We start from the raw sequence: 6,841 nt of genomic DNA, 5'->3' as shown, positions 1-6,841 counted from the left end.
GGGTCGAGGGCGCTGGTGGCCTCGTCGAGCAGGACCACGGGGGCGTTCTTGAGCAGGGCGCGGGCGATCGTCTCGACCTCCTCGGCAATCGACGAGGAAACCGCCGAATTACCGATATTGGCGTTGATCTTCACCAGGAACTTCTTGCCGATCACGGTCGGCTCCAATTCCGGATGCCGGTGATTGGCCGGGATCACGGCACGTCCCGCGGCGACCTCCGCCCGCACCAGTTCCGGCTCCACCCCCTCCCGTGCGGCGATGAACCGCATCTCCGCGGTGATCTCTCCCGCTCGCGCCCACGCCAGTTGAGTGCGTGGCCCGGGGATATCCGGTTTCTCCCAACCGTCCCGCAACGCGGGCAGCCCGGCCTCCAGATCGATGGTGGCGGCGTCGTCGGTGTACGGGCCCGAGGTGTCGTACACATCGAAATGGTCGCCGGTGGTGAGTCCGATCCGGCGCACCGGAATGCGCAGGCCGTCCACCTCGCGATAGTGCTTGACGCTGCCCTCGATCGGACCCGTGGTCACGGAATCGACAGCTGTGCTCGTCATATCTGCCTCCCTACGCCGGCATTACCCGGTCAGGTTCATACGGTCGACGGCCCTGAACGCCCGGAATGGGCTAGCCGTCCTCTCAGCCCGCTGGTGCGAGCCCCCGTTGCGTGTGAAATTTTCCGCCGCCACCCTACTGGATTTTTGGCGCCGCCTCCGGCGTCGCGGGTCGGGGCCCTATTAACCCCTGGTCTTCACTCCTCCGCTCCTCCGCTTCGCTCCCCCGCTCCGTCGCTCCAGACCAGGGGCGGGCCCCGACCATGGGGTGTTTCCCGTTCGATGAGGGTGGGATGGGTGTTCGGTGCGGACTTCGGGGGTGCGGGCGATAGGGTCTAACGGTGACGCTCTCGCATGGATCGCTGATGACCGTGGGCGAGTTCGAGGAACTCGACGCCGCGGCCCAGCGGATTTCCGAAGGGTTGCGGCTGGAGTACTTGAACGGTCTGCTGGCGGCGAAATCGCGCCCGGACGTCAATCACAGCCGGGTCGTGCAGTGGCTGGCCCGTTTCCTGGTACCCCGCCGATCGGAGCTGTGGCTGTTCGCGGACCGGGGTCTGCGGGCCGGTCGCGGCGGCGGCAGCCGGGTGCGGCCGGACGCGATACTGGCGCCCGCGTCGGCGTTCGCCGGTGAAGGTGAATGGTCGGACCCGCAGCCGGTGTTCATGACGATCGAGATCACGTCACGGGCCCAGCACACCGAACTCCGGGACCGGCTCGACAAACCGTTCCTCTACGCGGCGACGGGGATCCCGCTGTATTTCCTCATCGACCGGGGTGCGGCCGAGGTCAGCGTGTACAGCGAACCCGAGGACGGGCGGTACGCCACCAAGGTCACCGTGCCGTTCGGCACCGATATCGAGATTCCGGAACCGCTCGGCGTCTTCCTGGCCACCGATCCCTTGGCGGACTGGCTGTAAACGACGGCGGGGGCCGGTTCTTCCCGGTTTCCGGTCGCGGCCGGGCCGTGATGAGCGCGTCCGGGTTCAGCTCTGCCCGTCTGTGTCGATATCGAACTCGGCGATCACCGGCGCGTGATCGCTGGCACCCTTGCCCTTGCGTTCCTCCCGGTCCACCCCCGCGTCGGCCACCGTGGCCGACAGTGCCGGCGAGGCGAGCACGAAATCGATTCGCATACCCTCTTTGCGCGGGAAGCGCAGCTGGGTGTAATCCCAATACGTGTAGACGCCCGGCCCGGGGGCGAACGGTCGCATCACATCGGCGAAGCCGGTATCGGTGATCGCGTGGAAGGCCGCGCGCTCGGGCTCGGATACGTGGGTCTTGCCGTCGAAGAACTCTGTCGACCACACATCGTCGTCGGTGGGCGCGATATTCCAGTCCCCCACGAGCGCGATCGGGGCCTGCGGATCCGCGGCCAGCCAGCGGGCGGCGTTATCACGCAACGTGGCCAGCCACTCCAGCTTGTACTCGTAATGCGGGTCGGCCAGCGCCCGGCCGTTGGGGACATACAGGCTCCACACCCGGACCCCGCCGCAGGTCGCCCCCAGCGCCCGCGCTTCCACGGTGGGCGTGCTGATCAGCGTGTCGGCCGCATCGCGGTCGAACCCCGGCTGCCCGGGAAACCCGATCTCCACATCCTCGAGCCCGACCCGGGACGCGATCGCCACCCCGTTCCACTGATTCAGCCCCACATGCGCGACCTCGTACCCGGCTTCGGCGAACCGCTCGAAAGGAAACTGGTCGTCGCGGCATTTGGTCTCCTGCAACGCCAGTACATCGATGTCCTGTCGATCGAGCCAGGCCAGCACCCGGTCCTGCCGAGAACGGATCGAATTGACATTCCAGGTCGCGAGTCGCACACGACCAATCTATCCAGGGCTACCGGCCGGAGAAGACGCGAGGCCATTCGCGCCGAACCCTGCATCGATTTCGAATCGAAACAGGATCAGTGGGGCCCGGGGTATTTTCCGGCGGGGCGGTCCCGGCGGCGTGCGCGGGTGGTACGGACCGTAATGGCGATGTGGTGCAGGGCGGCTTCGAGGGTATGGACGCGGTGCGTGCCGGCGGGCGCGGGCACTCCGGCCCAGCCCGGTCCGGCGAGCAACAGCAGCGTGGCCGCGCGGGTCCGGGCAGGGAGGGGCTCGACCGCGGTGGCCCGGGTCTGCGACCACAGCGCCACCACGGGATCGCGCGGCCGCCCGGCCATCGCCTCGGCCAGCGCGGTCGCGGGAACCGAGGCACCGAGCAGCAGGGCCGCTATCGCGTTCTCGGCCAGGGCGGCGCGCAGGATTTCCAGAGGCAGGACGTGGGTTTCGCCCGCGGTGCAGGCCAGCAGCACCGGGGCGCCGCCACCGCTGTCACGGACCGGCGGCACCGTGCGGTGCAGGGCGGCGGTGACGGCCGCGGAGAACACATGCTCGACCTCGATCAGCCCGTGACCGCGCTCCTGCCGGGCCACCAGATCGGCGAACACCGGCCGGCAGAGCCCGTTCCAGGTGGTCACCACCCCGAGATGCGCGAAATGCGCGCTGACCAGCGCCAGCAGCTCGGGATAGTCGAGACGGCCGGCCGCCGCCAGGACGGGGGAGAGATCCCCGAGCAGCGGTGCCGGTTCGGCGGCCGCCCGGGCGGCCTCGGCCGCGCTCGCCGGGGTAGCGCCGGCCCGCACCAGTTCGACCATCCGGCGCAGCGCCGATACGTCTTCGGCGGTGTACAGACGGTGCTGCCCCGGCCGCCGCCGCGTGGGTCCCAGGCCGTAGCGCTGATTCCAGCTCCGCAGCGTGGCGACCGGGATATCCAGGGACCGGGCGACCGCGCTCACGGTCATCCCGGCTCCCGCGCTGGTCCCGGTCGACATCGGTCCCCTTTCGCCGTACCGGGAAACCGGTCCGGATCGCGTCGAGTCACCCCGTCGTGCGGGCTCAACGCATGGACACGCACCCCTGGAGGGTCTGGAAGTCCCCGGCGAACCCGGGCCCGCCGGTGCAGGTGGGTGCCGAGGTGCCGGTCACGGTCACCGTCGCGCCCGGGCCGGCGATTCCGATGGACAGTCCCGGCCGAACACCCGTGATATCGGCGGTGGCGCCGGGCCCGACCGCGATCGCGGCCGGACCGGAGAGGTATTGCGAGGCCGAGGCGGCATCGCCTCCGTTGGCGGCGATGGCGAGCGAAAGGCTGGTCGGCGCGGCGTCGGCGGCGGCATCGCCGTCGATCCCGTAGGCGGCGGCCGCGCCGCCGGCATCGCTGTCGGCGGCACAGGAAGCGCCGGTGTCACCGGACTGAACGGCAGCCGCGCCCGGAGCGGGACAGGCGGCAGGTGGCGCGGCATTCGCTGCAGGCCCCCCGACCAAGGCCCACAGCGACGCCGCGCCCACGCCCACCAGCAACCCGAGTGAGCGTGCGGCGATGGGATGGAACATGACGGTCTCCTCGTTCTCGATCGCGTTGCCGACGGCTCCTGGGACGGGCGGTCGGCCGAACCTGAAAATGCTTCCGTCTACAAATTCCCAGGCTACTCGCTTAACGATGCAAAAGCGATGCATCAATTCCGTCGGGGGGGGGGGTAAGAAACTCCCCTCACCGGCCTGCTCATCCGCTCCCGGACCGGCAACCTCACGACGGCAACCTCACGCCGACGGCCGACGGCCGGTGACCGGCGGAACAGGTGGCCGCGGACCGGTCGGGCGATGGTCCTCGCCGGGACCTTGCTGGGCACGCGCCTTCCTACGGGATCGACCGCAATAACCTCACCCGAGCCCGACACTGATCGCCCGGCCGGACGACCCGGCCGGGCGTCCTCGAAATCCTTCGGTTCCCCGGCCCGGCGTTCCTGTCCGAGGCCCCGCCAAACGCCGACGCCACCCCCATCGCGCCGGGTTTACCAGGCCATGAAAGGGTTCGGCCCGCGTCTGCGGTCAGCCCTCGAAGCGCATGTCGCGAAGCCGCGAGTCCCGAGTGCTGACAGCAGACGCTGAAGGGGCCGGACCCCCGAGCGGCGAAGCCGCTGCCAACATCACAACCCTCCACCAGGAACGGCGTAGCGGTAGCTGTGGTGGTCGATGAAGCCCAGTTCGCCGAAGAGTTCCAGTGCCTCCACATTGCCGGCTTCGACCTGCACATAGGCGTGGGTCGCGCCGCGATCCCGGCCCCACCGCAAGAGTTCACCGCAGACCAGGGCGGCCAGACCGTGCCTGCGGTGGGCGGCGAGGACCGCCACGCAGGTGAGGCCGACCCAGCGGCGACCGTCGGAGGCGGTGGTGAGGGCGCCGCGGGCGATGGCGATCGGGCCGGGTAGGCCCAAGGAGGCGAAACCCAGCTGACCCTCGTAGACCGCGGACAGGACCTCGGGTAGTGGCACGGTGACGCTGTGACCGGTCGGTTCGTCGCCGCGGTAGCGGTGGATCTCCAGCCAGGCGATATCGGGCTCGGGGGCGATACGCACCATGGACGGGCCCTGCGGCAGGACGAAATTCTCGATATCGATACCCAGTACCCGGGTTTCGCCCCAGCTGTTCCAGCCGTGCGGCACGGTGGCCAGCCGGTCCGGGAGCGCGAGTTGCAGTGGCAGGCCTTTCGCGGCGTACCAGGCGTTCATGCGCTGCAGGGTGTCCGGGCCCATCCGCGCCGGGCCGCTCGAATCACCGATGGGTACCGCCGAATTGGCGCGGCGGGTGTAACCGTGCCCGGCGCGCAGCATCCAGCCGTCCATCCAGGCGTACTCGGTGCCCGGCCAGCCGTAGGCGGCGGCGGTTTCCAGCGCGCGGATCTCGGAAGTGCGGATAGGCCTGGGCGCCAGCGATTTCAACGCGACCACCCGGCCGGCCGGGATCAGCACGGGATGCCCGTCGGCGGCCAGGACGGTCAGCGGATTCGTGGACACCACTTCGCCGATCACATCGGTGAGCGGCGGATCGCTGCCGTCGGGTAGCCGGTAGCGCACGACAACCCGTTCGCCGACCGGGATATCCGCCGCGGCGCTGCCGTTCTCGGGTTCCGGCGGCTCAGTCGTCATGTCCGAAAGGGTCCGGATCGATACCGGGCGTCCAACTCTGCCCGGGGGTGCCCCAGCCGTTGCGTTTGACAGCTTTCTTCGCCGCGCGCGCGTACCGGCCGATCAGTACATCGATATAGAGATGCCCGTCGAGGTGGCCGACCTCGTGTTGCAGCATGCGGGCGAAGAACCCGGTGCCCTCGACCGTTACCGGTTCCCCGTGCTCGTCGGTCCCGGTGACCCGGGCCCAGTCGGCACGGCCGGTGGGAAACTGCTCGCCGGGTACGGACAGGCAGCCCTCGTCGTCGTCATCGGGGTCGGGCATCGTCTCGGGAATCTGCGAAGTCTCCAGCACGGGATTGACCACCGCCCCCCGCCGCCGGGTCACCGTGCCGTCCTCCGCATGGAAGGGGCAGTCGTAGACGAAGACCCGCTTGGACACTCCGACCTGATTGGCGGCCAGGCCCACACCGTTGGCGGCGTCCAGCGTCTCGTACATATCCCCGACCAGTCCGGCCAGCTCGGCAGGCGATTCGGTAACCGGCTGGGTCGGTCGGTGCAGTACGGGATCCCCGACGATCACGATGGGCAGGATTGACATGGATACGAGCTTATTGGTGCCCGCCGCGAGATACGCAGAGGGCCTGCTCCGGGCAACCGTCGGCGCCCGCGCGCGGGGCCGGCCGTGACTCCGCGCAATTCTGGTACATACGTACCGGACACGCCCGGATGCGTGCGGCAGCGGTAACCAGCCCGGCGTGGTTGAATATCGCAAGGCAGTAACACGGTGACGCGATCGGTCTCCACATGTGATCGTGTCCGGTGGTAACTCGGCGAGGAGCAAGATGGACGGCGCAGCAGCGCGGGATCTTTCCGCAATCCAGGCCAGTCCTCCGGCCAATACAGCGAACGAGTTCGAATCGGCCCACGATCCGGACAGCGGCCTGAGCCGCCGCGAACACGAGATCCTGGCCTTCGAACGACAGTGGTGGAAATACGCGGGCGCCAAAGAGGAAGCGATCCGCGAATTGTTCGCGCTGTCACCCACTCGCTACTACCAGGTGCTCAACACCCTCATCGACCGCCCGGAAGCCCTGACGGTCGACCCCATGCTGGTAAAACGACTCCGCCGCCTACGCGCCAGCCGCCAGAAATCCCGCGCAGCCCGGCGGCTCGGATTCGAGATCTGATCGGCGTGGGCAGTGGCTTGACCCGCTGATGTGAGGGGTGGGGGCGCAGGCGGCTAGGTGAGGAGGTGACCTTGCCCGCGGAGGTGGGAAGGTGACCTTGCCCGCCAAGGTTCTGTGTTTATTGGCGCGGCTTCGCCGCGCGGGGTTCGGCC

The 6,841-nt window shown here is 69.0% G+C and carries 8 protein-coding genes and 1 riboswitch; of the genes, 2 read left to right on the top strand and 6 right to left on the bottom strand.

The window, feature by feature from the left end; all coding sequences use genetic code 11:
* A partial coding sequence (locus ACWDU1_RS27055; RefSeq protein WP_450002711.1) for a phosphomethylpyrimidine synthase ThiC occupies nucleotides 1-551 on the bottom strand: 551 nt, incomplete at its 3' end.
* A riboswitch (TPP riboswitch) is annotated at nucleotides 542-668 on the bottom strand. (Overlaps the previous gene by 10 nt.)
* Nucleotides 669-889: 221 nt before the next feature.
* On the opposite strand from ACWDU1_RS27055, the gene ACWDU1_RS27050 reads away from it, so the two are divergent.
* Complete coding sequence (locus tag ACWDU1_RS27050; protein WP_450002709.1) at nucleotides 890-1,468, top strand: Uma2 family endonuclease; 579 nt, start codon at nucleotides 890-892, stop codon at nucleotides 1,466-1,468.
* A 66-nt stretch (nucleotides 1,469-1,534) separates the two neighbouring features.
* Here the strand turns inward: ACWDU1_RS27050 and ACWDU1_RS27045 are convergent, their stop codons facing one another.
* The 5 genes from ACWDU1_RS27045 to ACWDU1_RS27025 all read right to left on the bottom strand — a co-directional run bounded on the left by ACWDU1_RS27045 (nucleotide 1,535) and on the right by ACWDU1_RS27025 (nucleotide 6,100).
* Nucleotides 1,535-2,368, bottom strand: coding sequence for an exodeoxyribonuclease III (locus ACWDU1_RS27045; RefSeq protein ID WP_450002708.1), 834 nt, complete (start codon nucleotides 2,366-2,368; stop codon nucleotides 1,535-1,537).
* Nucleotides 2,369-2,454: 86 nt separating this feature from the next.
* The gene (locus ACWDU1_RS27040; RefSeq protein ID WP_450002706.1) at nucleotides 2,455-3,366 is read right to left on the bottom strand and encodes a MerR family transcriptional regulator; all 912 of its coding nucleotides are present in this window, start codon (nucleotides 3,364-3,366) and stop codon (nucleotides 2,455-2,457) included.
* A 64-nt stretch (nucleotides 3,367-3,430) separates the two neighbouring features.
* Nucleotides 3,431-3,928 (bottom strand): DUF6764 family protein, encoded by a 498-nt coding sequence (locus ACWDU1_RS27035; protein ID WP_450002705.1) that lies wholly within the window; start codon nucleotides 3,926-3,928, stop codon nucleotides 3,431-3,433.
* A gap of 593 nt (nucleotides 3,929-4,521) precedes the next feature.
* Nucleotides 4,522-5,520, bottom strand: a complete 999-nt coding sequence (locus tag ACWDU1_RS27030; protein WP_450002704.1) for an N-acetylglutamate synthase, CG3035 family — start codon at nucleotides 5,518-5,520, stop codon at nucleotides 4,522-4,524.
* Entirely contained in the window at nucleotides 5,510-6,100 is a 591-nt protein-coding gene (locus ACWDU1_RS27025) for a peptide deformylase (protein ID WP_450002702.1), read from the bottom strand. Before ACWDU1_RS27025 ends, ACWDU1_RS27030 begins: the two co-directional genes overlap by 11 nt.
* A 244-nt stretch (nucleotides 6,101-6,344) precedes the next feature.
* Between ACWDU1_RS27025 and ACWDU1_RS27020 the strand changes: the two genes are divergently transcribed.
* Complete coding sequence (locus ACWDU1_RS27020; RefSeq protein WP_450002700.1) at nucleotides 6,345-6,689, top strand: DUF3263 domain-containing protein; 345 nt, start codon at nucleotides 6,345-6,347, stop codon at nucleotides 6,687-6,689.
* Nucleotides 6,690-6,841: the final 152 nt, after the last annotated feature.

It is taken from the genome of Nocardia sp. NPDC003345 (assembly GCF_053589395.1).
Note: the sequence above shows the minus strand (reverse complement) of the source record. Positions and strands in the feature narration are given on the sequence as shown.

Excerpts from the sequence above, each read along its gene's own strand:
- ACWDU1_RS27030 (WP_450002704.1), bottom strand. The coding sequence starts at position 5,520 with ATGACGACTGAGCCGCCGGAACCCGAGAACGGCAGCGCCGCGGCGGAT.
- ACWDU1_RS27035 (WP_450002705.1), bottom strand. The coding sequence starts at position 3,928 with ATGTTCCATCCCATCGCCGCACGCTCACTCGGGTTGCTGGTGGGCGTG.
- ACWDU1_RS27040 (WP_450002706.1), bottom strand. The coding sequence starts at position 3,366 with ATGTCGACCGGGACCAGCGCGGGAGCCGGGATGACCGTGAGCGCGGTC.
- ACWDU1_RS27020 (WP_450002700.1), top strand. The coding sequence starts at position 6,345 with ATGGACGGCGCAGCAGCGCGGGATCTTTCCGCAATCCAGGCCAGTCCT.
- ACWDU1_RS27025 (WP_450002702.1), bottom strand. The coding sequence starts at position 6,100 with ATGTCAATCCTGCCCATCGTGATCGTCGGGGATCCCGTACTGCACCGA.